Raw genomic sequence first — 1184 nt, 5'->3', positions numbered from 1 at the left:
GGGCCCACTCGGATATTTTCAGCCGACAGTCTATCTTGCGCGACAGAAGGCCCTATCTTGCCGGCTGCAATTCCACTGCCTGAAATCCTTACTCGCCTGAAATTCTGGGAGCGAAACCAATGAACAAGCCCGTCACAGCCCGTGTGCCCGGTCGCGGCCGCGTCTACAATTCCATCACCGATACGATCGGCGACACGCCCCTGGTGCGGCTCGACAAGTTCGCCAGGGAAAAGGGCATCGTCGCCAATCTCATCGCCAAGCTCGAATTCTTCAATCCGATCGCCTCGGTCAAGGACCGCATTGGCGTGGCGATGATCGAGGCGCTTGAGGCATCAGGCAAGATTTCTCCCGGCAAGACAACGCTGATCGAACCGACGTCGGGCAACACCGGCATCGCGCTTGCCTTCGCCGCCGCGGCCAAGGGCTACAAGCTGATCCTGACGATGCCCGAAACAATGTCGGTCGAGCGCCGGAAAATGCTGGCGCTGCTCGGCGCCGAGTTGGTGCTGACCGAGGGTCCGAAAGGTATGAAGGGCGCCATCGCCAAGGCCGACGAACTGGCAGCGACGATCCCCAATGCGATCATCCCGCAGCAGTTCGAGAACCCGGCCAATCCGGAAATCCACCGCACGACGACGGCCGAGGAAATCTGGAACGATACGCATGGCGAGGTCGATATCTTCGTCGCCGGCATCGGCACCGGCGGCACCATCACCGGCGTCGGCCAGGTGCTGAAGAAGCGCAAGCCCTCCGTGCATGTCGTCGCCGTCGAGCCCGACTCCTCGCCGGTTCTGTCGGGCGGCCAGCCCGGCCCGCACAAGATCCAGGGCATCGGCGCCGGTTTTGCGCCCAAGATCCTCGACACGACGATCTATGACGAGATCGTCAAGGTGTCGAACGAGTAGTCGGTGGCCAATGCCCGCCTCGTCGCCCGCCTCGAAGGCGTGCCGGTCGGCATCTCTTCGGGCGCCGCCCTGCAGGCGGCCATCGTCGTCGGCTCGCGGCCGGAGAACAAGGGCAAAAATCTTGTGGTGGTCATCCCGTCCTTCGCCGAGCGCTATCTGTCGACAATCCTGTTCGAGGGGCTGGGATCGTAGTCCGACGCTCCTTCGCGTCCAAGCTGGCCCGCTGAAAAAACGCGCGTGGCCGCCATCGGCGGCTTGAGCGCGGCACCGCTTCCGGTT

Annotated in this window: 1 pseudogene; it reads left to right on the top strand. The window is 63.2% G+C overall.

Annotation, left to right across the window (positions count from 1 at the left end):
• Window positions 1–119: 119 nt before the first annotated feature.
• Window positions 120–1097: pseudogene (gene cysK, locus EN969_RS31965) on the top strand (cysteine synthase A).
• Window positions 1098–1184 lie beyond the last annotated feature (87 nt).

The organism is Mesorhizobium sp. M7A.F.Ca.CA.003.01.2.1 (genome assembly GCF_003998945.1).
Classification (GTDB): Bacteria; Pseudomonadota; Alphaproteobacteria; order Rhizobiales; family Rhizobiaceae; genus Mesorhizobium; species Mesorhizobium ciceri.
Note: the sequence above shows the minus strand (reverse complement) of the source record. Positions and strands in the feature narration are given on the sequence as shown.